Here is a 25,090-nt window from a genome sequence, read left to right on the forward strand (position 1 = left end):
TGTCATGCAACGTTATTTTACAAATGAACCTATAAGTGAAAATAATACTTTGACAATTACCGGAGACGATGCGCATCATATGATTCAAGTGATGCGCATGTCACCAGGTGATCAAGTTTTTGTTGTGGTAAATAATCAAACATATACGATGGAAATTATAGAAGGTAATTCAAAAGCTGTACTTTTATCTAAAAAAGCAACCCATGCCAAAACAAATGAAATGCCTTTTAATATTTCACTTGTTTGCGGACTTCCAAAAGGTGACAAGCTTGAACTGATCACGCAAAAGGCAACAGAACTTGGTATGTACGAATTATTTCCTTTTGCAGCAAAAAGATCTATTGTCAAATGGGATAAATCTAAAAACGATAAAAAAGTTGCTAGGTTACAAAAAATTGCTAAAGAAGCAGCTGAGCAATCTCATCGTTCTCATATTCCAGAAATACATAATCCTATCTCTTTAAAAGAACTTATAGACATATCTAAATCATTCGACGTAAAATATGTTGCGGATGAAGAGGATGCTAAGATTCAGGAAAGACAAAAATTTGCTGATCAATTAAAAAAAGTGTATGATAAACAATCGATATTAATCGTATTTGGTCCTGAAGGTGGACTAGATCGAGCCGAGATAAAGCTATTATTAGAAAATGATTTTCAGACAATTGCGCTAGGACCTAGGATTCTTCGAACTGAAACTGCACCGTTATATGCGCTGTCAGCAATTTCTTATGAATATGAATGAAAGAGGTGTGAGAACTTGTCATCCGTTGCATTCCATACGTTAGGTTGTAAAGTAAATCACTATGAAACAGAAGCTATATGGCAATTATTCAAAGAAAATGGATATAGTCGTACAGAATTTGAAAAACAATCAGATGTATATGTTATAAATACATGTACAGTAACGAATACAGGAGACAAAAAGAGTCGTCAAGTTATTCGTCGTGCTATTCGTCAAAATCCAGATGCTGTTATTTGTGTAACTGGTTGTTACGCACAAACCTCACCTGCAGAAATTATGGCAATACCAGGAGTAGATATCGTAGTTGGTACGCAAGAACGTACTAAAATGTTGGATTATATTCAACAATATAAAACTGAACGTAAACCAATTAATGCCGTGGGCAATATTATGAAAAATCGGGTGTATGAAGAATTAGACGTGCCTTCATTCACTGACAGAACTCGTGCATCCTTGAAAATCCAAGAAGGTTGTAATAATTTTTGTACTTTCTGTATCATTCCGTGGGCACGTGGCCTTATGCGCTCAAGAGATCCAGAAGAGGTTGTTAGGCAGGCTCAGCAATTAGTAGATGCTGGTTATATGGAAATAGTTCTTACGGGTATCCACACAGGTGGGTACGGAGAAGATCTAAAGGATTATAATCTAGCACAATTATTAAGAGATATTGAAAACAACGTTAAGGGACTAAAAAGACTTCGTATAAGCTCGATTGAAGCAAGCCAATTATCAGACGAAGTAATCGATGTTCTAAGGGACTCTAAAATTGTTGTGAGACATCTCCATATTCCGATTCAATCTGGTTCAGATACTGTTTTGAAAAGGATGCGTAGAAAATACACAATGGAGTTTTTTGCGAATCGATTAGACCGTTTAAGAATTGCTTTGCCTGATTTGGCTATTACATCGGATGTTATTGTTGGCTTCCCAGGGGAAACAGAGGAAGAATTTATGGAAACGTACAACTTTATACGTGATCAAAAATTCTCCGAGCTACATGTATTCCCATACTCAAAACGTACGGGAACACCTGCAGCAAGAATGGAAAACCAAGTAGACGAGGATGTAAAGAATGAACGGGTTCATCGATTAATCACATTAAATGATCAGCTAGCAGTTGAGTATGCTTCAAGATTTGAGGGAGAAGTACTTGAGATTATCCCCGAGGAAACTTCTAAACTAGATTCAGCAGCTAAAATGGTGGAAGGCTATACTGATAATTACTTAAAGGTTGTTATCCCTGGATCTGAAGAATTAATAGGAAAGTTAGTCCGCGTGAAAATTACAAAAGCAGGCTATCCATACAACGAAGGACAATTCGTACGGGTGTTAGACGAAATTGAAGAATTAGTATAAAGATTAAAACCGGTGATTAATATCTCACCGGTTTTTTTGTATAAAATAGACATGATTAGAGAAAATAAATGGGAGGTTTTATATTGGAAACATTAACAGCCTTATTACCAGGTTTACTCTTCTTATTTTATTTCGTTCCGGTCATTTTTATTATTTGGTTTATGGTTACACTAGTGAAACAGATGAAGGTTCAAACTAAGTTACTTGAACAAATTCATGAGAAATTAAATAGTTCAGAATGAAATCTTTTTAACTTTAAAGTAAATGAAACTTAATTATTAATTAAAACAAGCAATGCACTTGCGCTTTACCTATCATTATGGGTATTATTAAGAGGTACGTACATCTCGGAAGGAGCATGAAAATGACTGAAAATATTGCAGCATTAATAGATCATACATTACTAAAACAAGACGCTACTAAAAACCAAATCGAAAAACTATGTGAGGAAGCAAAAACGTATACTTTTGCATCTGTGTGTGTAAATCCTACATGGGTTAACCTAAGCGCATCGCTACTAAAAGAAAGTCCAGTGAAGGTTTGTACTGTGATTGGATTCCCTTTAGGAGCAAGTACATCAGCTGTTAAAGCATTTGAAACTACAAATGCGATTGAAAACGGTGCAGATGAAATTGATATGGTATTAAATGTTGGAGCTTTGAAAGACCAAGATTATAACTTAGTACAAAAAGATATCGAAGCGGTAGTAACTGCTGCAAAAGATAAAGCGATTGTAAAAGTTATTTTAGAAACTTGTTTGTTAACAAATGAAGAAATTACTAAGGCTAGTGAATTATCAAAAGCTGCTGGTGCAGACTTTGTAAAAACTTCAACTGGTTTCTCAACAGGTGGAGCGACAGTGGAAGCAGTGAAATTAATGCGTGAAGCGGTTGGACCAAACTTAGGAGTGAAAGCATCTGGAGGAGTTCGAAATCTTGCTGATGTTGAAGCAATGGTAGAAGCTGGAGCTACAAGAATTGGTGCAAGTTCTGGAGTCGAAATTGTAAAAGGGTTGGAAAGTAATTCTAGTTATTAATTTAAGTTAAAATTTATCTTAAAGTATTGACCAAGTCTTTACAATACGGTATAATTTTTTAGTACATAGCACTAGGTTATGTGCTTGACGTGTGTTCGGAGGGAGGGAAAAAGAGATGTCAAAAACTGTCGTTCGTAAAAACGAATCGCTTGAAGATGCTCTTCGCCGCTTCAAACGTACTGTATCTAAAAGTGGTACAATTCAAGAGGTAAGAAAGCGCGAGTTTTATGAAAAACCAAGCGTAAAGCGTAAAAAGAAATCTGAGGCTGCCCGTAAACGTAAATTCTAATAAATTTAAATTTACAATGCTTCGATGCTATGGTTTCTAAAACCTGAGCGGAAACGTAAAAAGAAATCAGAAGCTGCACGTTAACGTAAGTGGTACTTTATCCCAATTATCCCTGCGTTCAAAACACGTACTTTATGATTAACATTTACAATTATGTAAACCGAGAAAATTTATTTTCTCGGTTTATTTTTATTTTATTGAAACTTTTTCATAGCTCCTTCGTAAATAGGAGTATACATATGGTGGAAAGGAGGTTAAGTGGTGAAATTGTCCCGTTATGTGATTTCTCTTTGTTTATTGCTCTTATCATTTGGAATAATGATTCCAGTTTTTACAGCACAATCTTCCGTAGTTTATAAAGTACCTGTTTATAAAGAGGTTGAAAAAGGATTGTATGCTTTTCTAAAACGTTCAATCGATGAAGCAGAAGAGGCTGGAGCAGATGCAATCATTTTTGATATCAATACACCTGGTGGCTTTGTAGATTCTGCAGAAAAAATTGCTAATTTATTGGACTCTACTTCGATTCGTAAAATTTCTTATATAAACTCAGAAGCTTTATCAGCTGGTGCATATCTAGCGCTTCATACAGACGAGATTTATATGTCACCAAGTGGAACAATTGGTGCGGCTGCTGTCATTGAGAGCAGTGGTAATACTGCAGGCGAGAAAGCAAATAGTGCGTGGAAAGCAAAAATGATAAATGCTGCCGAGCTAACCGGGAAAAATCCTATCTACGCGCAAGCGATGGCAGATGATTCTGTAGATTTACCTCAATATAGAGCACCTGTTGGAAAATTATTGACGCTTTCTTCAGCTGAAGCTCTAAAAGTTGGCTACTCGGAAGGAACGGTAACTTCATTTAATAAGTTACTAGAAGTAACTGACTTAGCGGGAGCGAAAGTAGTTGAAACAGAAGAGACCTTTATGGAATCTCTTGCTCGGTTTATTACGAACCCAATCGTCGTACCAATCCTGTTATCGATCGCAAGTTTAGGATTGATCGTTGAGCTTTACTCACCAGGATTTGGTGTTGCTGGTACAATGGGTCTTATCTCGTTAGTTCTATTCTTTTTTGGTCATTTAGTTGCAGGACTTGCTGGTTATGAAACGATAATCATTTTTATAATAGGTATATTACTTATTATTGCAGAGTTCTTCCTGCCCGGAGGAATTAGTGGTATATTAGGGGCGGCGGCTATTATTGTTAGTATAGTATTAGCTGGTGGCGATATTGAGCAAATGATTATCGCTGTTATTATTGCTTTATCAGTAGCTATAGTGGGAATGGTGATTATTATGAAGTTCTTTGGTAAGGGACTAAGAGTATTGAACAAAGTTATTTTGTCGGATGCGACAACTACGGAAAAAGGGTATGTTTCCAATAAAAATCGTGTAGAATTAGTTGGAAAGCTAGCGGTGACAATGACACCACTTAGACCTTCTGGAACTATACGTATTGATAATGAAAGAATTGATGCAGTTTCTGATGGAAGTTTTATCGGGAAAGACAAACAGGTTAAAATTATTAAAGTAGAAGGCTCTCGTATAGTTGTACGAGAAGCAGTAGAAGGGGAGGCAACAGAATGATTACAGGATCAACCATTACTTTAATCGTTGTTATTGTATTGGCATTTATAGTACTATCGGTATTTTTTACATTTTTCCCGATCACGCTATGGATTTCAGCATTAGCAGCAGGAGTAAAAATTAGTATTTTCACATTAGTAGGGATGAGGTTACGTCGAGTTATTCCTTCGCGTATTGTTAATCCATTGATCAAAGCGCATAAAGCTGGACTTGATGTTGCGATCAATCAACTGGAAAGTCATTACTTAGCTGGAGGTAATGTTGACCGAGTTGTAAATGCTTTAATCGCTGCACATCGTGCCAACATTGAGCTAACATTTGAAAGAGCAGCAGCAATCGATCTTGCAGGTCGTGACGTATTAGAAGCTGTTCAAATGTCAGTAAATCCAAAAGTTATTGAAACACCATTTATCGCTGGTGTTGCGATGAACGGTATTGAAGTTAAAGCAAAAGCACGTATTACAGTTCGTGCGAATATTGACCGTTTAGTCGGTGGTGCTGGTGAAGAAACAATCGTTGCCCGTGTTGGTGAAGGAATCATTTCTACGATTGGTTCTAGTGTAAGTCATGAAAGAGTATTAGAAAATCCAGATCTAATCTCTCAAACAGTATTAGCAAAAGGACTAGATTCTGGGACTGCATTCGAAATTCTATCGATTGATATTGCGGATGTTGATATAGGTAAAAACATCGGTGCTGAATTACAAACAGAGCAAGCTGAGGCAGATAAAAAAATTGCACAGGCAAAAGCGGAAGAACGTCGTGCAATGGCTGTAGCATCTGAACAAGAGATGAAAGCAAAAGTAGTAGAGATGCGCTCGAAAGTTGTAGAGGCCGAAGCTGCTGTACCATTAGCAATGGCTGAAGCACTACGTGAAGGTAATATCGGTGTGATGGATTACATGAATTACAATAATATCAAAGCAGATACTGGTATGAGAGATTCTATTAGTAAAGTCGGCGGAGATAAACCTTCTACTGACGAGCTAAAATAATAGCGGAAAGGAGGCGATCTCCTTGGAAGCTTTCATTCCTATAATAATCGCAGCACTTTTTAGTCTTTTCTTTAAAAATAAGAAAGAACCTGACAATAAACGGGTTGAAAAACCTGTAAACAGCACTCCAATGCGCAAAACTGTTTCTGAAAATCCCTTTAAAGAGTTAGGTGATTTTGCCAAGCAGTTTACGAGTGAAAGACAGCAGGAGATGAAAGCTAAGCCTCCTGTCGTGAAGGAAATTGAAGTGCCTGTAAAAGCAAAAAAAATTGAGCGAGAAGTTAAACGTGATCAAGGAGTGGCTAGAGCTCCAGGTAGATTGAGTACTCATCAGGAAAACGCTGCAGAGAGGTTAAAATCTTCTCCAGTAGTTAACAATTTGCTACCTCGTAATGAGGACGAATTAATCAAAGCAATTATTTTCTCTGAAATACTCGCTCCACCAAAATCTAAAAGATAACTCATGAACACCCCTTTACATGCATAAATTCATGTAAAGGGGTGTTTTTTGTGAAGCAATTATTTCCACTCCATGCGAGTATTATGGTAGATAGCTTTGATGATATCATATTGGATTATGAATTCTCGTTAGTGCGTTTAAAAGAAAATAGTATTGTTTGTACGTATGACCAATTTGTTTTAGAAATCCAGGCGGAAAGCTTGCACATAAAATCCATGTCTAGTGATAGGCTTCATCTACATGTGCAAAATCTTCAATTCTTTAATTTAACGAGGAAGGAAAAAACGGTATGAGGCGTCTTATCAAAATACAAGCTCCAATTTCCACAGATCAATTTACACTTTATCAAAATTTAAAGCAGCATAATATCGAAGTATTTCAGCTTCATACAAACGATGACCATATTGTTTTCTCCATTAAAGCGAAGGATTTGAAGGCTTTTCGCAAAGTGAGAAAAAAACTGAAATTGCCTATTAAGTTAGAGGATGAATTAAAAGAAAGTACTATTTCTTTGTACTCTGGATCAGTTTTAGGTGTATTCTATTTTGTTATCATTCCCGTGTTATTTGCACAATTTATATGGACAATCCAAATTGATTCGGATTCACCAGAAAGTAACATCATGCTAACGGAACAATTAAAAGAAATGGGTATTAAAGAAAGAATGATTGTCTCTAGGCTTCCAGCGGAGCAAGAGATACGCCAAAATATATTATTAAAACATAAAGAGTATTCTTGGGTACATTTTTCAAAATCGGGATCTACTTTTACAGTTTCTCCTATGCTTGCGCCTCCTCAAACAGAAAAAGAGCTTGTGGTTGCACCTGCAGTGAATTTAGTAGCAAAGAGAAGTGGAGTAATAACAGATTTTTCTCTAACAAAAGGTGAGAGAGCGGTTGAAAAGAATATTGCTGTAAAAAAAGGAGATACGTTAGTAAAAGGCTTTGTAACACAGGGAAACAAAAGGATTATTACTAGCGCAGAAGGAAAAGTATATGCCAGTTATTGGATTGAACTATCATTTGAGCTTCCAACGCAAGTTGCCGTCACTAATCCGAACTCAAGTGAATTGGTGATACAAAAAAAAGCGGATAACAAACTGTTGTTTTGGAAAGAAATACAATTACCTGCTGTAATTAATAAATATGTTCAGGCTGGTTATGTTCAAAAGAATCATCAAGTTACCTATTCGTTAACAGAAGAATCTATTGAACGTCTCGTACGTCCGCTACTTTTTCAAAAAATTTTGAAAGAATTACCCGCTGGAACACAATTATTAGAAGATAAAGTTTTACAGGTATCAATACAAGATGATAAAGTAAAAGGGAAGATTCTTTTACTAATAAATGAAAATATTGCAATACCACATGTTATACCCCAAGGAGACGAAGCATGAGCGAACATAAACAACTAGACATTAATTTGCAAGATCCAGCCGAAGCTGTTATGCTGCTTGGCATCTCGGATAAAAACATTAAATTAATTGAAGCAGAGCTAAAAGTTCAACTCATTACTAGAGGAGAACAAATACAAATTATTGGTGAAGAAAAAAATGTGGATGAAGCCAGACAGTTGATGACTCAACTATTGGCAGTTATTCGTAAAGGCATTAATATTAATTTGCGCGACGTAACTTCTGCAATTGAAATGAGCTTGAATGGAACCATTGAATATTTCTCTAGTTTATACGATGAAGAGATTGCCCGAAATACAAAGGGGAAAGCGATTCGAGCAAAAACAATTGGACAACGAGAGTATATCCAAGGGATCCGACATTCAGATCTTACTTTTGGTATTGGACCTGCGGGTACTGGAAAAACATATTTAGCAGTAGTGATGGCAACTCAGGCGCTAAAAAATGCACATGTGAAAAAAATCATTTTAACACGTCCTGCAGTCGAAGCAGGCGAGAGTCTAGGTTTCCTACCAGGAGACCTAAAAGAAAAGGTAGACCCTTATTTAAGACCATTATATGATGCACTGCATGATGTATTAGGAACAGAACAGACAGATCGACTTATGGAGAGAGGGACAATCGAAATTGCACCTCTAGCCTATATGCGTGGTCGTACGCTGGACGATGCTTTTGTTATTTTAGATGAAGCTCAGAATACGACAAAAGCACAGATGAAAATGTTTTTAACACGTCTTGGATTCGGTTCTAAAATGGTAATTACAGGAGACAAAACTCAAATAGATTTACCAAAAGGGGCAGAATCCGGTTTAATCGTTACAGAAAAAATATTAAGAAATGTTGCAGGAATACATTTTCAGTATTTAGAGCAAGGTGATGTAGTTCGTCACCCACTTGTAGCTAAAATTATTCAAGCATATGAAGAACAATAATATGGGAAACCAAAAAGAAGCAACGGTCTATATTTAGACGGTTGCTTCTTTGTTAAAGATAAGAAAGTATATAAAAATGTCTCGTACGCGGGGTAAGGAGACTAGAATAAAAAATGCTATGATTTCCGTTTCAGGTGGGGGACAAAGGCTAAGAGCGCCACCTCATGTGGCAACGCCTTCGTGACCAACATCCTGTTGGCCTCCGTGGGTTGAGCGATGAGCTATCACCACAGCACACGCGTCGATGTGATAGCTCATCTGTCTCACTCATCCCACAGGAGTCGCCACCTTTCACTACAATCAATGAATGTGTGGTACTACACAAATAGATTTGGCATAGTTTATCCTTACCATATAAAAATTGGACAAATTTTTATTAAATAATCATCTAATTACCGGTAATATTACGAATTAGGAATGTAGTCCAATGATAAATGGAAAGGACAGACTTTCATTTTAACTGATATTGTTTGAAACTTTACTTATATAACAGAGGTTATGATGGATTGTAGCGCAGGTCGGCGACTCCTGTGGGAACAGCACGAGGGAGAGACTTTAGGCTCGAGCCGTGCCCACGGAAAGCGTCCGGCCTGTGCTACAATCACTGGCATATCTGGGTTTTGTTCTTAAAGGACCGGGCATTTTTATGCTCGGTTTTTGTTATTTGGGAAACATTAGTGAATTGTGAAAAAAATAAGGTATAATGGAATAACTAGTTGGTGGAGGGATGAGAATAAATGAAAAAATTCCTTATAAAGTGGAGAGAATGGAAAAATAATAAGTATCTCCCTTTCATCGTTACTTTTATTACAGCCATATGCTTGTTCTTTTTACTCATCGGAAATGTGAAGGAAAGTAAATATGATTTTGAATTGTTCCAGCTTTCACCTGATACGATAAGAGCAGTTAAAACAATGGAAGACACGGTAAAAACGGAGCAAGAACGTAAAAGAGCGGAGCAGGAAGTTCAAGCCGTCTATCAATTTCAAGACGAAACGGCTGCTAACCAGGCTGCAATAGTAAAATCTATTTTTGATAGTATTTTGCATGTGAAAGAAAATGCAAATCCAGAAGAAGATACTACCGCTACTTTAGTAGAGAAATTGAAAAAAGATATGGAAGAGTTGGCAGAGAACGCTAGTTATGTACCATTAAGCGACGATATGTTAGCTATTTTAATCAACCAAAATAACGTCATTTTAGAAGAAACTAAAACAAAATTATCGAAACTAGTGGCGACAAGCCTGAATGAAGCTATACGAGCGGAAAATATATCAGTTTTCAAAGAAAAAATTGGACAGCAAGTTAATAACAGTTTTGTTTATTCACAGGAGTATAAAAATGTACTCGTTAATATCGCAAAAACTTCTATTATTGCAACAGAGGTAGTAAATGAGAGTTTAACAGAGGAACGTATAGAACAGGCTATAGCAAGTGTGGAGCCGACTCGTATACTTCAAGGACAAATACTCGTTCAAAAGGGTGAAATTATTGATAGAGAAGTCTATCGACAGCTTGAGTTGCTGGGGATGCTTACAAATAAGGCATCCTATAAGCCATACCTTGGATTAGCTGTATTTGTGGGACTTACGATGTGGGTATTATTTGGACAAACAATTAGTAGAAGAGCGGATACTATAAACAATTCCAAGAATTTAATTGTTGTTGCATTTAGTATCATTTTATCGGTATTAATGATGAAGGTAATTCAGTCCGTAGCATATAATTTTGATGTAATTATAGCGTTTTTATTTCCTACAGCGATGGTTGCAATGCTTGTTTATATATTGGTCAATGAACGTGCAGCTTATATTTCTAATTTTGTATCGGCTGCATATGCCGGGATTATTTTTCAAGAAGGTTATACAATAGTATTTCAGATGGAAGCTTCGTTATACATATTATTTGGAGGCGTTGCCGGGATTTTTGCGATGCGACGAATGCAAACAAATTCTCAAATATTACGCTCTAGTTTAATCGTATCTTCTATTAATATTGTGTTTATTATATTTTATTTATTAATGACGAAGGCTTCTTATGAAATTATGGATATATTATTTTATGTTGGAGCAGCTGCTTTCTCAGGGGTGTTGTCAGGAGCGATGACTATTGGGATACTACCTTTTTTCGAATCTTTCTTTGGTATTTTATCTACAATGAGACTCATAGAATTATCGAATCCCAACCACCCTTTGTTGAAAAAAATATTAACTGAGACTCCTGGCACGTATCATCACAGTTTAATGGTGGCCAATTTAGCAGAAGCTGCTTGTGAAGTAATCGGGGCAAATGGGTTATTAGCACGAGTTGGATGTTATTATCATGATGTTGGAAAAACAAACCGTCCTGGATTTTTCATTGAAAACCAAGTAAATGGGTATAATCCACATGATAGCTTGTCTCCAGAAGCGAGCAGAGATATTATTATTGCACATGCAGTGGATGGAGCAAAGATTTTACGGAAACATAAATTACCGAAGGAAATCGTAGATGTAGCGGCACAACATCATGGTACAAGTTTGTTAAAATTCTTTTATGTTAAAGAGAAAGAGACTAATGATAAAGTGAAAGAAGATGACTACCGCTATCCTGGTCCGAAACCACAATCTAAAGAAATTGCAATTATTTCTGTAGCGGATAGTGTTGAAGCAGCTGTTCGTTCGATGAAAGAGCCGACTGCTGATAAAATAAAAAAATTAATACAATCAATCATTAAAGAAAAGTTATTAGATGGACAATTCGATGAATGTGACCTATCTCTAAAGGAAATAAAAAAAATGGAAGATAGTTTTTGTACAACGATGAACGGAACATTCCACTCGCGGATTGAATATCCCAAATAACGGTGTGAGGAGCCAATAATATGCTAGAACTAGATCTAATGGATGAAACAGGTACTCTAACAGAAGAGACTATAGCTCTTGTAAATAAAGTATTGCACTCAGCTGCTGAACAACTATCTGTTAAAGAAGGCAGCGAAGTTAGTGTAACATTTGTGACGAATGATGCTATCCAAGAAATTAACAAAACTTATCGCAACAAAGATGTTCCAACTGATGTCATCTCCTTTGCTATGGAAGAAATGGGAGAAGGGGAAATTGAAATAATGAACGCAGATATACCGACGTTGTTAGGTGATATTATCATTTCTGTACAACGTGCAACGGAACAAGCTGAATCCTATCAACATTCATTTGAACGAGAGTTATGCTTCTTGGCAGTTCATGGTTTTTTACATTTGTTAGGGTATGACCATGGAACGGAAGAGCAAGAAAAAGAGATGTTTGGTTTACAAGAATCGATTCTGCAAGCTTATGGGTTAAAACGAGAAGGCCATGAACATTCTTAAATTTTTTCGGTCGTTTATATACGCAGCTAATGGAATTTATCATGTAGTCAAAAGTGAACAAAATTTTCGTTTTCATATACTTGCAGCAGTAGTTGTTGTTCTAACGGCATGGTTAACAGGATTATCTCAAATAGAGTGGATAATCATTGTTCTATCGATTTTCGGTATGTTCATGGTAGAATTAATAAATGCGTCCATAGAACGCGTCGTCGATTTGGTGACGCCAGAATTACACCCTTTAGCTAAACAAGCAAAAGACTTAGCTGCTGGAGCGTGCTTAATATATGCTATTTGTACGGTAATTGTTGGTTTAATCATATTTATCCCGAAATGGTCGGGTATCATATTATAGAGGTGAATTATTATGAATAAAGAAATGTTATTAAAAGCATCAATCACTGCAAGAGAAACTGCGTATGTTCCATATTCGAAATTCCCAGTAGGAGCAGCACTTTTAACAAAAGATGGAGAAGTAATTCTTGGCTGCAATATTGAAAATGCATCATTCGGGTTAACAAATTGCGCAGAGCGTACGGCAATTTTTAAAGCGGTATCTGAAGGCAAAAAAGAGTTTGCTGCGATTGCTATTTCAGGCGATACAGAAGGTCCCATTTCTCCTTGTGGAGCATGTAGACAAGTAATAGCTGAATTTTGTGATCAAGATATGCCTGTTTATTTAACGAACTTAAAAGGAAATGTATCGGAAACAACCGTTGCAGAATTATTACCTGGAGCCTTTAAAACGGAGGACATGGATTATGCTGCAAAATAATGAGAATTATAAATCAGGATTTATATCGATAATAGGTAGACCGAATGTAGGGAAATCTACATTTTTAAATCGAGTAATTGGGCAAAAAATTGCTATTATGAGCGATAAGCCTCAAACAACGCGGAACAAAGTACAAGGCGTTCTAACTTTAGAAAATAGTCAGATGATCTTCATCGATACGCCAGGGATTCATACTCCAAAGCATAAACTTGGTGACTTTATGCTAAAGGTTGCTAAAAATACTCTTCGAGAAGTAGATGTAATAATGTTCATGGTAAACGCAGTAGAACCACGCGGAAAAATTGATGAGTATATTATGGAAATGCTCGAAAACAACGAAACACCAGTGTTTCTTGTAATTAATAAAATCGACCAGGTTCACCCAGAGAAATTAGTCGATATTATTGAATCATATACAAAAAAATATAACTTCGCGGAAATTCTTCCGATATCTGCTCTGCAGGGCAACAATATTGAGAAGCTTTTGGAAACAATCCAATCGTATTTACCACAGGGACCCCAATATTATCCTGCCGATCAAGTTACAGATCACCCGGAAAGATTTATAATTTCGGAGTTGATTCGGGAAAAGGTACTGCATTTAACAAGGGAAGAAATTCCACATTCGATTGCTGTAGTTATTGATAAAATTAAAAAAGAAGAAGATACAGAAAAAGATATGATTCGTGTTTCTGCAACGATTGTAGTCGAAAGAGATTCCCAAAAAGGAATTGTCATTGGTAAAAAGGGTGCTTTACTGAAAGAAGTGGGAACAAGAGCACGTAAAGATATCGAAATGCTATTAGGCACAAATGTGTATTTAGAGCTTTGGGTAAAGGTCCAAAAGGATTGGCGCAATAAATCTGCACACTTGAAAGATTATGGTTTTAGAGACGACGAGTACTAAGAAAGAAGGGGAGACAATTGCTACAAAAAGTAGAGGGTATTGTCTTACGGGCTTCTTCTTATGGCGAATCCAATAAAATCGTTACCATTTTTTCACGTGAATTAGGAAAAAGAGCAGCGATGGCTCGAGGGGCAAAAAAACCAACGAGCCGATTAGCATCTATCTCTCAGCCTTTTACGTACGGCTATTTTTTGATTCAGCAAGGAAGAGGCATGGGTACTTTGCAGCAAGGTGAAATTATTGACTCGATGAGGTCTATTAGAGAAGATATATTTGCTACTGCTTATGCAAGTTTTATTATGGAATTAGTAGATAAGTTAATCGATGATGAATTGCCGAAGCCACATTTATTTGAAATTTTGCAGCAGGCGTTACATGCGATTTCAGAAGAATATGATCCAGAGGCTATAAGTTTGTTTGTGGAATGGAAGCTCCTGCCCACAGCAGGTATTTATCCTACGCTCCATCAATGTACCAATTGTGGAGCAACTGATGGAGAATTTGCCTTTTCTTTTTCTCAAATAGGTTTTTTATGTCATCGATGTTTTTCAATTGACCCATATATCATAAGACTTTCTCCATCTCAAGTGAAGCTTATTCGAACCTTTTATACAGTTCCTATTGACCAAGTTGGAAAGCTGACACTAAAAAAAGAAACGAAGGGCTTTATCAAAAAAATTGTTCGAACAATTTATAGTGAACAAGTTGGAATACGATTAAAGTCACAAAGCTTTTTAGACCAAATGGAGAAAACCCCCGAGTTTTTTACTCCTAAAACAGAAAATCCAAGTCTCGAAGAAGAATAACTCTTTGGGCTTGGATTTTTTTATTTTTTATATAGAAATGTATCAAAGAATAGTTAGTAATACTATGATTTCCGTTTCACGCGGACGCTTTCCGCGGGCACGGCTTCAATCTCCTCGTCACTTCGTTCCTGCGGGGCTTTCAGCTCGTGCTGTTCCCGCTGGAGTCGCCGCGTTACACTCCAATCAATAAGTGAGTGGATCATACCTTTAAGGTTAAGCAAAATGTCTGTTATAAAAGCTATGATTCCGAAAAGGTGTTTAAAATAATCTATAGAAAATAATACTGTGATTTTCTTATCACGAAGACGCTTTTTGTGGGCACGGCTCGAGCCAGTAGCCTCTGCACTCCCATTGATAGTGTGTAGTCCTTCATTTTAAAGTTAAGCAAAATGTGTGTTAAAAATACAATGATTATCAAAAGTTATTAAAAATGATTATAGCAAAAATAAAACGGTCATTTTTGTCTCAGGCTTTAACGCTATCAATTCAACATTGCGTCTTTTTTGAGACCGATTTCTAAATTGATAGTGGTAAATGAGGTGTGCGCCTTCCAAGCCGCAAGAGCGCGAAGAATGAGACTTCAAACAGGATGAAGGAGCGACAAGCGACCATCCTTGAAGGCTCATGCGTAGCGTGCGGCAAGCGCACATCTGTGTAGATAGCAAACTCAATGAATCCATTTACTTAATTACCCCTAACGTAAAACGCCAGGATGTTGTTCAACGTAATGAACATCATCCTGGCGTTTATAATTGAATGTTTTCTCACTTAAATATGAGTTATGAAACAGCTTCTTTTATTAAAATTGTAATTGCTCTTCTAAAAATGCTTTTACATCAGCAATTGGCATTCTTGTTTGTTCCATGGAATCACGATGACGTACTGTTACTTGGCCATCTGTTTCTGAATCGAAATCATATGTGATACAGAATGGTGTACCGATCTCATCTTGTCGACGGTAGCGTTTACCGATAGATTGAGATTCATCATAATCGACCATGAAGTGCTTGCTTAAATCTGAGAATAAAGCTGTTGCACCTTCAGACAATTTTTTAGAAAGTGGTAAAATTGCTGCTTTTACTGGTGCTAAAGCAGGGTGGAAGCGTAATACGTTACGGATATCGCCGCCTTCTAATTCTTCCTCATCAAATGCTTCACAAAGGAATGCTAATGTTACACGGTCAGCTCCTAAAGATGGTTCGATACAGTATGGTACATAACGTTCGTTTGTAACTGGGTCAATATAATTGAAATCTTCCCCGGAATGCTCCATATGCTGTTTTAAATCAAAATCGGTTCTATCTGCAATACCCCAAAGCTCTCCCCAACCAAATGGGAATTTATATTCGATATCTGTAGTTGCATTGGAGTAATGAGAAAGTTCGTCTTCTGAATGGTCACGTAAACGAATAGAATCCTCCGATACACCTAAGTTTAAAAGCCATTCTTTACAATAATTACGCCAGAATTCAAACCATTCCATATCCTCGCCAGGTTTACAGAAAAATTCAAGTTCCATTTGTTCGAACTCTCTAGTTCGGAATGTGAAGTTACCAGGTGTTATTTCGTTACGGAAACTTTTACCTACCTGTGCAATTCCGAAAGGCATTTTTTTGCGCATAGAACGTTGAACATTTTTGTAGTTTACAAAAATACCTTGGGCAGTTTCAGGGCGTAGGAAAATTTCGTTTGTAGAAGCTTCTGTAACACCTTGGAAGGTTTTGAACATTAAATTGAATTGACGAATTTCAGTGTAATCGAAAGCACCGCATGATGGACAAACAACATTGTGTTCTTTCATGATCTCTTCCATTTTCTCGAATGAAAGACCGTCAATAACCATCTCGATACCTTTTTTATCTAGTGCATCTTCAATAATTTTATCGACACGGTGACGTGACTTACACTTTTTACAATCAATCATAGGATCATTAAAGTTGCCAATATGACCCGACGCTACCCAAGTTTTTGGATTCATCAAAATAGCTGCATCTAAACCTACGTTATATGGTGATTCTTGAACAAACTTTTTCCACCAAGCTTTTTTGATGTTGTTTTTCAATTCCACACCAAGAGGACCATAATCCCATGTATTCGCTAAACCTCCATAAATTTCAGAGCCAGGAAATACAAAACCTCTTTGTTTTGCTAAACTAACTACGTTTTCCATTGTAATTGTCATATAAATCCCTCCAATTAATATAATTCACCCGGAATACAAAAAACTCGTCTCCGGGCAATATCTGCCCGGGGACGAGTTTTTAACCCGCGGTTCCACCCCGATTGATTGTTAAAAAACAATCCTCTTTAAAAGCAAAAGCTCTGAGCTGCCGTTTTCCTACAGTGTGGGCTTTCACTATCCCCACTCGCTTACGGTGTAGTACTTATAATGCTCTTCAACGCTTTATCATATGTTGCTATTGTATCATGAGCCACTTTACTTCGCAATCATCTATAAATTAGTATATAATAATTTAGTACTAAGTATAACACTTTGAGGCGGTGAGTCCAATCGAACTCAACAAACGGCAAAATGAAATTTTGGACATTGTAAAAGGGAATGGTCCTATCACTGGCGAACAAATTGCAGAGCGACTTAATTTAACTAGATCCACTTTACGTCCAGATCTAGCTATTTTAACGATGGCAGGTTTTTTAGATGCTCGTCCACGTGTTGGTTACTTTTATTCTGGCAAAAAAACAAGCCAAGCAATTTCAGATAATATAGCGCAAATGATGGTGAAGGATTTTCAATCAATACCTGCAGTTGTTGATGAAAGTATGACGGTGTATGATGCTATATGCCATATGTTTTTAGAGGATGTAGGGTCATTATTTGTATTAGATAAAAATTCGATGCTTTCAGGAGTTCTTTCAAGAAAAGACTTTTTACGAACAAGTATTGGTAACCAAGACTTGAACAAAATTCCAGTACATATGATTATGACAAGAATGCCTAACATCACGTATTGTTTGAAAGAAGATACACTTTTTGAAGTGGCCAAAAAGTTAATGAATCGTCAAATTGATTCTTTACCAGTTGTAAAAGAAGGAAAAGATGGGTTAGAAGTGATTGGTAGAATTACAAAAACGAATATTACTCGGGCCTTTTTATCATTAGCCGATGACCATGATCTATAGGGAGTGAAACGAGATGAAAATGCTAAACCTGTTTATAGTCTCGGATTCAATAGGAGAAACGGGCGAACTAGTAGCAAAAGCGGCAATAAGTCAGTTTAGACCTGGTCTACAGCATACCAAAATTAAGAGATTTACTCATATTGATTCGTTAGACCATATTAAAGAAATTACTGAGCTCGCTAAAGAGCAAGGGGCAATAATCCTGTATACACTTGTGCAAACTCAAATGCGTCAAGCATTAATAGAGTATTGTAATTTATACAATTTAGAATCTGTTGATTTAATAGGACCGGTTATTAATCTATTTGAAAAAGAGTTAGATGAAAAACCTTTCGAAGAACCTGGTTTAGTAAGGAAGTTAGATGAAGACTACTTTAAAAAAATAGAAGCAATTGAATTTGCGGTAAAATATGACGATGGGCGAGATCCTAGAGGTTTGCTCCAAGCTGATATAGTTCTTATTGGAGTATCTAGAACTTCTAAAACACCTTTGTCACAGTATTTGGCAAATAAAAGATTCAAAGTAGCGAACGTTCCACTTGTTCCAGAAGTAGAACCACCTGAGCAACTATTTCAAGTAGACCCAGCCAAATGTGTTGGGTTAGTCATTACTCCGGATAAACTAAATTCTATTAGAAAAGAAAGACTGAAAGCAATTGGTTTAAACGATGATGCAAGTTATGCTAAAATAGAAAGAATCAATGAGGAAATTCTCCATTTCGAGAAAATTGCTAAGAAAATCGGTTGTATTGTAATTGATGTAACAAACAGAGCTGTTGAAGAGACTGCTAATGTAGTAATTAATCATATTCAACAAAAATAATGTAGAAAAATTTTTTAAGCCGATTCACGATTGTGAAAAGGTTTTTTCTATTGTGTATCGAATAAATAAAGTATAGATTAATAGTTTAAAATGTTTTATAATAGTTATTTGTGGAAAATAAATATTATGAAATTATTTATATGATTTTTTTGTCGATTCTTGCAGGATTTTTCTTTCCTTTCACGAATTATTAAAGTAGAAGTAAAGATGGTGAAAAAGTGTCAGGTCGTATAGAAGAAGAGTTAATCGAACAAGTTAGGAATAACAATGATATTGTCGATGTCATAAGCGAATATGTTCAACTCACTAAAAGAGGCCGAAACTATTTTGGCTTATGTCCTTTTCATGGTGAACAGACACCATCTTTTTCAGTTACACATGAAAAGCAAATTTTTCATTGCTTCGGATGTGGAGCGGGTGGAAATGTAATTACATTTTTAATGGATATTGAAAATCTTTCCTTTCAAGATGCTGTAAGTAGACTTGGTAGTCGAATTGGATTGACTATTGAAGAAAGTTCCTCGGACGATACAGTGACGAGAGAGCCTGTCTCTAAAGAGATCTCTCTGATGAAAAAAGCACATGAATTTGCAAGTGATTACTTTCATCATTTACTGCTTCATACCGAGGAAGGAGAAAATGCCTTACATTACCTGGAGGAAAGAGGGTTTTCGAAAGAGATTATCGAAAAGTACAAAATAGGATGGTCCTTACCGAAATGGGATGCTTTAACTACGTTACTTGAACGTAAAGGTATGAATTTACAAGAAATTGAGAAAACTGGGCTTATTATCCGAAAAGAAAATGAATTAAAGTATTTTGATCGGTTTCGTGGGAGAATAATGTTTCCGGTTTTTGATGAAACAGGACATGTTATTGCTTTTTCCGGTAGAATACTCGAAAAGAATGAGAACGAAGCGAAGTATCTTAATAGCCCAGAATCTCCAATATTCCAAAAAAGCCAGGTGCTCTATAACTTAGACAAAGCAAGATTAGCTATTCGAAAACAACGGAATGTAGTTGTTTTTGAAGGTTTTCTTGATGTAATTGCAGCATCTAAAGCTGGTATTGAGAATGGAATTGCAACAATGGGTACCGCTTTGACGTCTTCTCATATAACGAAACTAAATAGACTTACTTCTCAAGTTACGCTTTGTTTTGATGGTGATCGCGCTGGAATGGAAGCAGCGAAAAAAGCTTCTACGGCTTTACAGGCCAAGCAAATACAAACGGAAATTGCCATTATACCAGATGCAATGGATCCAGATGACTACATTAATAACTACGGCGAAGAAGCATTTAGAACGAAGATTATTGAGAAGCCCCATTCGTATTTATCATTTATGATGATTGTTTCGAAAAGAGACAAAAATTTTAATAATGAAAATGATACTTTACAGTATATCCAAGAGATATTGGAAATACTGAGTGATAGAAGTTCTTCCGTGGAGCGTGATTTATATATTCGTCAGCTCTCACAAGAAACTAATGTATCAGAAGAAGCTATTTACCAGCATTTACGTAAAATTCACGGAAAAAAAGCAAAGCAATCTAAACAGGAATCATCTATACCTCTTCCTAATAAATCGGAAATTCCAAAGATAAAGAAAGCAATATCTGCAGACGAAAGAGCGGAGCGAATTTTACTGTCCCATATGCTTCATAATCCTAGTGTAATTGATATAGCAAGAAGAAACTTGGAAGATCAATGTTTTATCAGAGATGCTTATGAAGTGGTATTTGTTCGTTTAACTGGATTTTACGAAGAGTATCCAGACGGAGATTATCAGCGTTTTTTAGAAGTTTTAAATGATGCAGAGTTAAGAAAAATAGTTATGGAAGCAGCGCTCGCAGAACGTGATCCAGAGCATGAGACAGAGGAAGTCATGGACTGTTTGCGCCATATACGAAAATACCGGATTGAACTACGTATTAAACGTAAGTTACATGAAGCAAAAGAAGCAGAGAAAATGAGTGATATTTCCAAGGCATTGGAGCTGGCTAAAGAAGCGATTCAGTTAAAAAAGTCGTTGGAAACTTTAGAGTAACTATCCGGTAGTAGAAGGAGGAATTCTTATGGCGGACAAGTCTGAACGCACAAAAGAAACAGATATTGAATTATCATTAGAAGAAGCAAAAAAACAATTAATCGAATTAGGTAAAAAAAATGGTGAACTAACGTATCACGATATAGCAGAAAAGCTCGCTATTTTTGAATTAGAATCAGATCAAATTGAAGAATTTATCGATAATCTCGAAGGTAGAAATATTGAACTAAGCCGTAAAGATGGAGACGAAGAGGACTTAGATCGTTTAATGAAAGGGAAAGAAGAGACTTTTGATTTAAACGATTTAAGTGTTCCTCCTGGCGTTAAGATTAATGATCCTGTTCGAATGTACTTAAAAGAAATTGGTCGAGTAGACTTACTTAAGGCTTCAGAAGAGGTTGCTCTTGCTGAGCGTATTGAGCAAGGGGATGAAGAAGCTAGAAAACGTCTAGCAGAAGCAAACCTTCGTTTAGTTGTAAGTATTGCAAAACGTTATGTTGGGCGTGGCATGTTATTTCTAGACCTTATTCAAGAAGGTAACATGGGGCTTATCAAAGCGGTAGAAAAATTTGATCATCGTAAAGGGTTCAAATTTAGTACTTATGCAACTTGGTGGATTCGTCAGGCAATCACTCGTGCAATTGCTGACCAAGCTAGAACGATCCGTATTCCAGTGCATATGGTAGAAACCATAAATAAACTAATTCGTGTTCAACGTCAATTATTGCAAGATTTAGGTCGTGAGCCTTCTCCAGAAGAAATTGGAGAAGAAATGGACTTGCCTGCAGAAAAAGTTCGCGAAATTTTAAAAATTGCGCAAGAACCAGTTTCTTTAGAAACTCCTATTGGGGAAGAGGATGATTCCCATTTAGGTGATTTCATCGAAGATGCAGATGCACAATCTCCTTCTGATCACGCTGCTTATGAGCTTCTTAAAGAACAATTAGAAGATGTCTTAGATACGCTTACAGACAGAGAAGAAAATGTATTACGTTTACGTTTTGGTCTGGATGATGGTCGTACAAGAACGCTTGAAGAGGTAGGGAAAGTATTTGGAGTAACGCGTGAGCGTATTCGTCAAATTGAGGCAAAAGCTTTGCGCAAACTGCGTCACCCTTCTAGAAGTAAACGTCTGAAAGACTTTTTAGAATAGAATGGAAGGCATCCGCTATGGATGTCTTTTTCTATATTCTATGATTCTTACAATACTGGATTTACCAGATGAAAAGAGGACTAGATATGTCGCTGCAGCGTAAGCAAATTATAATGAATGAAATTACATTCTGGAAAAAGAATAAGCTATTACCAGAGCATTATTGCGATTTTCTGCTAGCTTTATATGCACAGGGAGAAAATCAAGCTGATGAGCAAACAGAGAATGCTTCTCATGCACTCTTAGCCAAAAAAAGAAAATATGATTTAATCTTGTATACTATTGTTGGTTTAATAACTGCTGTATTATTAGCGTCGTTGTTTGTAGTGACAACTGCCGTTATTATACCCATTCTTGCTGTTGCCATCGTTATTTTCTCTTTTTTATTCATGGCTGTGAAACTAGTAAAAAATAAATCTATTATGGCACCACTATTGTTTGTATTTTCTGCCTTGTTATTATTAGGATTGTCTTTTAAAGTTTGGGATGTTTATTTTGTCGATTATCCGCTAGTGTTAATCGGGCTGATCTTGGGGAATTGTTTATTATGGCTAATTTCTGGACTACTTATGAAGCTTGTATATTTTAGTATTTCAGGGATATTAGGGCTAATTTTAATTATCGGTTATTTTGTTTTCAATTAAGTTCGTACGATATTACATAACTTTAAAAGCCAACAATTATTTACTTCTGTGACTATTTGTTGGTTTTTGTCTTTAATTGAGTCATCTTTAATGATGAAGAATCTTCTAAATATAAATGTTCTTTGAATTTCAATTATTTTTAGTATAATAGAAATGTAAGCGTTTTTATTTACAAAGGGGATGGAAGAAATGAATTTTGATTTGACACAGGAACATCAAATGATCCGAAAGACAATTCGTGAGTTTTCGGATGAGGTTGTAGCGCCAGGAGCAATAGAGCGTGACAAAACGAAAGCATTTCCAAAAGAAATCTTTAAACAGTTAGCCGACATGGGGATGATGGGCTTACCGTTTGCAGAAGAATATGGCGGAGCAGGGGCAGATACAGTTAGTTTTGCTATAGTGACAGAGGAATTGAGTAGAGCATGCGCTTCTACGGGTATTACCTATTCGGCACATATATCACTAGGTGGTGCTCCACTTAATCTATTTGGTACAGAAGAGCAAAAACAAAAATACTTGGTTCCAGTTTGTACAGGAGAATCACTCGGAGCTTTTGGCTTAACAGAGCCTAACGCAGGATCTGATGCAGGTGGAACACAAACAACTGCAAAAGAAGACGGCGATGATTTTGTGATTAATGGAAACAAAGCCTTTATAACAAACGCAAGCTATGCACAACACCTAGCATTAACAGCTATTACTGATGTCAAAGATGGAAAAAAAGAAATTTCTGCAATAATTGTGCCAACGGATTCAGAAGGCTTCTCTGTTATCGATAATTATGAGAAAATGGGACTGAATGCATCTAACACAACGGAATTAGTATTAGAAAATGTAAGAGTGCCTAAAGAAAACTTGTTAGGTGAGAGAGGGAATGGATTTAAACAATTCCTTGTTACTCTTGATGGTGGTCGAATTGGCATTGGTGCCATGGCAGTAGGAATTGCACAAGCTGCTTTTGAAAGAGCACTTCGTTATTCTAAGGAACGCAAGCAATTTGGTAAATCTCTTTCTGAATTTCAGGTAACTCAATTTAAATTGGCCGATATGGCGATGAAAATTGAGCTTGCTCGCACAATGGTACACAAAGCAGCATGGTTAAAAGATCAAGGTCGTGCATTTGGTAAGGAAGCTTCAATGTGTAAACTATATGCATCCGAAATCGCAATGGAAGTAGCCGATCAGGCAATTCAAATACATGGTGGATACGGCTATATGAAAGAGTATGAGGTAGAACGATATATGCGTGATGCTAAATTACTCGAAATTGGTGAAGGTACTTCTGAAGTACAAAGAATGGTAATTGCTCGACATATAGGTTGTTAATTTGTAGAAATTAATCGAATAATTATGTCTAAATTGTCACAAAGTAAGAAAACTTCTCCCCTAGGACTTTTAGTTTTCTCTAGAATGCAGTACAATATTAATGTTGACTAATTCTATATTAGAAAAGATTGTATTAAAAGGGAGGGTTAACTATGCAAAGAAATCCAATAATTCCATTTATCTTAATTATGGCTTTTGGTATTGGTCTAATTTTCTTCTTGTCTTTAGACGGTGTAGGTAACAAAGAAGAAATCGCTGCAACTGAAGAGCATGCTGAAGGTGGCGGTGAAGAAGCATCAGCTGGAGAATTTGATCCAGAAGCTTTTGCACAAGGAAAATGTATCGGTTGTCATGGTAACAGTTATGAAGGAACTGGAGCTGCTCCTGCATTAGTAGGAACTGCATTATCTGAAGATGAAGTGAAAGACGTTTTAGCAAATGGTAGAGGTGCAATGCCAGCCGGTTTAGTACCAGCTGAAAACATTGACGCTATGGCGGCATGGATTAAATCTTTAGAATAGTATTAAAACAAAAGACCTTAGATTCGGTAAAAGAATCGAGGTCTTTTTTCTTTTTTGCTATAATAGCTATTAGAAGAGGTGTTGAAATAATGAATGCAAAAAAATTATCGGAAAGACTGAGAACAGTCGCTTCCTTTGTAGAAGAAAATACTATTTTAGCGGATATCGGAAGTGATCATGCTTATTTGCCATGTTTTTTAGTGCATGAAGGTGTCATTACAAAAGCAATTGCTGGCGAGGTCGTAAAGGGTCCGTTCGAATCTGCCCAAAAACAAGTGATGAGTGAAGGTCTACAAGAAAATATTGATGTTCGCTTTGGCAACGGATTAGCAGTAATCTCGGAAGAAGACAATGTTCAAACTATTACCATAGCTGGAATGGGTGGTCCACTCATTGCTTCTATATTAGAGACTGGTAAAGAAAAACTCACTAAAGTAGAAACGCTCATTTTACAACCAAATATACATGCAAAAGCTATACGTGAATGGGCAATTCAAGAACACTGGAAGATAGAAAACGAAGTAATTCTAGAGGAACACGATAAAATTTATGAAATTCTTGTGTTAAAAAAAGGCATGATGAGTTTATCGGAAAAAGAGTTATTAGTCGGTCCCGTTTTAGGTGAAGAAAAATCTCCCGTGTTCCAAAAAAAATGGAATACGGAATTGAATGAATGGCAGCGAATTGTAAACGAATTGAACAAATTAGAAGGCACAGAGGTTCAACAAAAGAAAGAGGAGCTTGAAAACAAAATTGCCTTAGTAAAGGAGATTTTATAAA

26 protein-coding genes are annotated in these 25,090 nt (G+C 36.5%); 25 read left to right on the top strand and 1 reads right to left on the bottom strand.

Annotated features, from left to right (window positions below; genetic code table 11):
* The first annotated feature begins 4 nt into the window (after positions 1-4).
* The 17 genes from BLR36_RS04900 (at position 5) to recO (ending at position 14,651) form a co-directional block, all read left to right on the top strand.
* Positions 5-745 carry a 16S rRNA (uracil(1498)-N(3))-methyltransferase gene (locus BLR36_RS04900; protein WP_093060606.1) on the top strand — a complete coding sequence of 247 codons (741 nt, stop codon included), beginning with the start codon at positions 5-7 and terminating at the stop codon, positions 743-745.
* A gap of 15 nt (positions 746-760) precedes the next feature.
* Entirely contained in the window at positions 761-2,101 is a 1,341-nt protein-coding gene (mtaB, locus tag BLR36_RS04905) for a tRNA (N(6)-L-threonylcarbamoyladenosine(37)-C(2))-methylthiotransferase MtaB (protein ID WP_093060607.1), read from the top strand.
* Positions 2,102-2,184: 83 nt separating this feature from the next.
* Positions 2,185-2,343 carry a hypothetical protein gene (locus tag BLR36_RS18720; RefSeq protein ID WP_175453958.1) on the top strand — a complete coding sequence of 53 codons (159 nt, stop codon included), beginning with the start codon at positions 2,185-2,187 and terminating at the stop codon, positions 2,341-2,343.
* A 122-nt stretch (positions 2,344-2,465) separates the two neighbouring features.
* Entirely contained in the window at positions 2,466-3,137 is a 672-nt protein-coding gene (deoC, locus tag BLR36_RS04910; protein ID WP_093060608.1) for a deoxyribose-phosphate aldolase, read from the top strand.
* Positions 3,138-3,252: 115 nt separating this feature from the next.
* Positions 3,253-3,426: a 30S ribosomal protein S21 gene (rpsU, locus tag BLR36_RS04915; RefSeq protein WP_016426884.1), complete on the top strand. Its 174-nt coding sequence runs from the start codon at positions 3,253-3,255 to the stop codon at positions 3,424-3,426.
* A 318-nt stretch (positions 3,427-3,744) separates the two neighbouring features.
* A complete protein-coding gene (locus BLR36_RS04920) occupies positions 3,745-5,016 on the top strand; it encodes an NfeD family protein (RefSeq protein WP_093060792.1) in 1,272 nt (423 codons plus the stop codon).
* A complete protein-coding gene (gene floA, locus BLR36_RS04925) occupies positions 5,013-6,011 on the top strand; it encodes a flotillin-like protein FloA (protein WP_093060609.1) in 999 nt (332 codons plus the stop codon). Before BLR36_RS04920 ends, floA begins: the two co-directional genes overlap by 4 nt.
* 22 nt (positions 6,012-6,033) lie before the next feature.
* Entirely contained in the window at positions 6,034-6,471 is a 438-nt protein-coding gene (locus BLR36_RS04930; RefSeq protein ID WP_093060610.1) for a hypothetical protein, read from the top strand.
* A 50-nt stretch (positions 6,472-6,521) separates the two neighbouring features.
* On the top strand, positions 6,522-6,764 hold the full coding sequence (locus BLR36_RS04935; RefSeq protein ID WP_093060611.1) for a hypothetical protein: 243 nt from the start codon (positions 6,522-6,524) through the stop codon (positions 6,762-6,764).
* Positions 6,761-7,867 carry a sporulation protein YqfD gene (locus BLR36_RS04940; protein ID WP_093060612.1) on the top strand — a complete coding sequence of 369 codons (1,107 nt, stop codon included), beginning with the start codon at positions 6,761-6,763 and terminating at the stop codon, positions 7,865-7,867. Before BLR36_RS04935 ends, BLR36_RS04940 begins: the two co-directional genes overlap by 4 nt.
* Complete coding sequence (locus BLR36_RS04945; protein WP_093060613.1) at positions 7,864-8,817, top strand: PhoH family protein; 954 nt, start codon at positions 7,864-7,866, stop codon at positions 8,815-8,817. The genes BLR36_RS04940 and BLR36_RS04945 overlap by 4 nt, the downstream gene beginning before the upstream one ends.
* Before the next feature lie 737 nt (positions 8,818-9,554).
* Entirely contained in the window at positions 9,555-11,660 is a 2,106-nt protein-coding gene (locus BLR36_RS04950) for an HD family phosphohydrolase (protein WP_093060614.1), read from the top strand.
* Positions 11,661-11,680: 20 nt separating this feature from the next.
* Positions 11,681-12,166, top strand: a complete 486-nt coding sequence (gene ybeY / locus BLR36_RS04955) for an rRNA maturation RNase YbeY (protein WP_093060615.1) — start codon at positions 11,681-11,683, stop codon at positions 12,164-12,166.
* A complete protein-coding gene (locus BLR36_RS04960; protein WP_093060616.1) occupies positions 12,153-12,518 on the top strand; it encodes a diacylglycerol kinase family protein in 366 nt (121 codons plus the stop codon). The genes ybeY and BLR36_RS04960 overlap by 14 nt, the downstream gene beginning before the upstream one ends.
* Before the next feature lie 12 nt (positions 12,519-12,530).
* Positions 12,531-12,938, top strand: coding sequence for a cytidine deaminase (locus BLR36_RS04965; RefSeq protein ID WP_093060617.1), 408 nt, complete (start codon positions 12,531-12,533; stop codon positions 12,936-12,938).
* A complete protein-coding gene (gene era, locus BLR36_RS04970; protein ID WP_093060618.1) occupies positions 12,925-13,845 on the top strand; it encodes a GTPase Era in 921 nt (306 codons plus the stop codon). The genes BLR36_RS04965 and era overlap by 14 nt, the downstream gene beginning before the upstream one ends.
* A 17-nt stretch (positions 13,846-13,862) precedes the next feature.
* On the top strand, positions 13,863-14,651 hold the full coding sequence (gene recO, locus BLR36_RS04975) for a DNA repair protein RecO (RefSeq protein ID WP_093060619.1): 789 nt from the start codon (positions 13,863-13,865) through the stop codon (positions 14,649-14,651).
* A gap of 799 nt (positions 14,652-15,450) precedes the next feature.
* Here recO and BLR36_RS04980 read toward each other — a convergent pair.
* Positions 15,451-16,833: a glycine--tRNA ligase gene (locus BLR36_RS04980; protein ID WP_093060620.1), complete on the bottom strand. Its 1,383-nt coding sequence runs from the start codon at positions 16,831-16,833 to the stop codon at positions 15,451-15,453.
* 320 nt (positions 16,834-17,153) lie between these two features.
* Between BLR36_RS04980 and BLR36_RS04985 the strand changes: the two genes are divergently transcribed.
* From BLR36_RS04985 to BLR36_RS05020, 8 genes are all read left to right on the top strand, one after another.
* Positions 17,154-17,792, top strand: a complete 639-nt coding sequence (locus BLR36_RS04985) for a helix-turn-helix transcriptional regulator (RefSeq protein WP_175453968.1) — start codon at positions 17,154-17,156, stop codon at positions 17,790-17,792.
* Between the two features lie 13 nt (positions 17,793-17,805).
* Entirely contained in the window at positions 17,806-18,615 is an 810-nt protein-coding gene (locus BLR36_RS04990; protein WP_093060621.1) for a pyruvate, water dikinase regulatory protein, read from the top strand.
* 218 nt (positions 18,616-18,833) lie between these two features.
* Positions 18,834-20,663 carry a DNA primase gene (dnaG, locus tag BLR36_RS04995; protein ID WP_093060622.1) on the top strand — a complete coding sequence of 610 codons (1,830 nt, stop codon included), beginning with the start codon at positions 18,834-18,836 and terminating at the stop codon, positions 20,661-20,663.
* Between the two features lie 28 nt (positions 20,664-20,691).
* Positions 20,692-21,816 (top strand): RNA polymerase sigma factor RpoD, encoded by a 1,125-nt coding sequence (gene rpoD, locus BLR36_RS05000; protein ID WP_093060623.1) that lies wholly within the window; start codon positions 20,692-20,694, stop codon positions 21,814-21,816.
* Between the two features lie 68 nt (positions 21,817-21,884).
* On the top strand, positions 21,885-22,460 hold the full coding sequence (locus tag BLR36_RS05005) for a hypothetical protein (RefSeq protein WP_139185062.1): 576 nt from the start codon (positions 21,885-21,887) through the stop codon (positions 22,458-22,460).
* 189 nt (positions 22,461-22,649) lie between these two features.
* The gene (locus tag BLR36_RS05010; protein ID WP_093060625.1) at positions 22,650-23,789 is read left to right on the top strand and encodes an acyl-CoA dehydrogenase; all 1,140 of its coding nucleotides are present in this window, start codon (positions 22,650-22,652) and stop codon (positions 23,787-23,789) included.
* Between the two features lie 152 nt (positions 23,790-23,941).
* The gene (gene cccA, locus BLR36_RS05015; protein WP_093060626.1) at positions 23,942-24,310 is read left to right on the top strand and encodes a cytochrome c550; all 369 of its coding nucleotides are present in this window, start codon (positions 23,942-23,944) and stop codon (positions 24,308-24,310) included.
* 89 nt (positions 24,311-24,399) lie between these two features.
* Complete coding sequence (locus BLR36_RS05020; protein WP_093060627.1) at positions 24,400-25,089, top strand: tRNA (adenine(22)-N(1))-methyltransferase; 690 nt, start codon at positions 24,400-24,402, stop codon at positions 25,087-25,089.
* Position 25,090: the final 1 nt, after the last annotated feature.

Source organism: Psychrobacillus sp. OK028 (assembly GCF_900103605.1).
Classification (GTDB): Bacteria; Bacillota; Bacilli; order Bacillales_A; family Planococcaceae; genus Psychrobacillus.

What these genes read in the sequence shown, in the direction of transcription:
- BLR36_RS04980 (WP_093060620.1), bottom strand. Translation starts at nt 16,833, where the DNA reads ATGACAATTACAATGGAAAACGTAGTTAGTTTAGCAAAACAAAGAGGT.
- BLR36_RS05020 (WP_093060627.1), top strand. Translation starts at nt 24,400, where the DNA reads ATGAATGCAAAAAAATTATCGGAAAGACTGAGAACAGTCGCTTCCTTT.
- BLR36_RS04900 (WP_093060606.1), top strand. Translation starts at nt 5, where the DNA reads ATGCAACGTTATTTTACAAATGAACCTATAAGTGAAAATAATACTTTG.
- cccA (WP_093060626.1), top strand. Translation starts at nt 23,942, where the DNA reads ATGCAAAGAAATCCAATAATTCCATTTATCTTAATTATGGCTTTTGGT.
- floA (WP_093060609.1), top strand. Translation starts at nt 5,013, where the DNA reads ATGATTACAGGATCAACCATTACTTTAATCGTTGTTATTGTATTGGCA.
- BLR36_RS05005 (WP_139185062.1), top strand. Translation starts at nt 21,885, where the DNA reads ATGAAAAGAGGACTAGATATGTCGCTGCAGCGTAAGCAAATTATAATG.
- era (WP_093060618.1), top strand. Translation starts at nt 12,925, where the DNA reads ATGCTGCAAAATAATGAGAATTATAAATCAGGATTTATATCGATAATA.
- BLR36_RS04990 (WP_093060621.1), top strand. Translation starts at nt 17,806, where the DNA reads ATGAAAATGCTAAACCTGTTTATAGTCTCGGATTCAATAGGAGAAACG.
- BLR36_RS04940 (WP_093060612.1), top strand. Translation starts at nt 6,761, where the DNA reads ATGAGGCGTCTTATCAAAATACAAGCTCCAATTTCCACAGATCAATTT.
- ybeY (WP_093060615.1), top strand. Translation starts at nt 11,681, where the DNA reads ATGCTAGAACTAGATCTAATGGATGAAACAGGTACTCTAACAGAAGAG.
- BLR36_RS04945 (WP_093060613.1), top strand. Translation starts at nt 7,864, where the DNA reads ATGAGCGAACATAAACAACTAGACATTAATTTGCAAGATCCAGCCGAA.
- rpsU (WP_016426884.1), top strand. Translation starts at nt 3,253, where the DNA reads ATGTCAAAAACTGTCGTTCGTAAAAACGAATCGCTTGAAGATGCTCTT.
- BLR36_RS05010 (WP_093060625.1), top strand. Translation starts at nt 22,650, where the DNA reads ATGAATTTTGATTTGACACAGGAACATCAAATGATCCGAAAGACAATT.
- deoC (WP_093060608.1), top strand. Translation starts at nt 2,466, where the DNA reads ATGACTGAAAATATTGCAGCATTAATAGATCATACATTACTAAAACAA.
- BLR36_RS04965 (WP_093060617.1), top strand. Translation starts at nt 12,531, where the DNA reads ATGAATAAAGAAATGTTATTAAAAGCATCAATCACTGCAAGAGAAACT.
- BLR36_RS04920 (WP_093060792.1), top strand. Translation starts at nt 3,745, where the DNA reads ATGATTCCAGTTTTTACAGCACAATCTTCCGTAGTTTATAAAGTACCT.
- BLR36_RS04950 (WP_093060614.1), top strand. Translation starts at nt 9,555, where the DNA reads ATGAAAAAATTCCTTATAAAGTGGAGAGAATGGAAAAATAATAAGTAT.
- rpoD (WP_093060623.1), top strand. Translation starts at nt 20,692, where the DNA reads ATGGCGGACAAGTCTGAACGCACAAAAGAAACAGATATTGAATTATCA.
- BLR36_RS04960 (WP_093060616.1), top strand. Translation starts at nt 12,153, where the DNA reads ATGAACATTCTTAAATTTTTTCGGTCGTTTATATACGCAGCTAATGGA.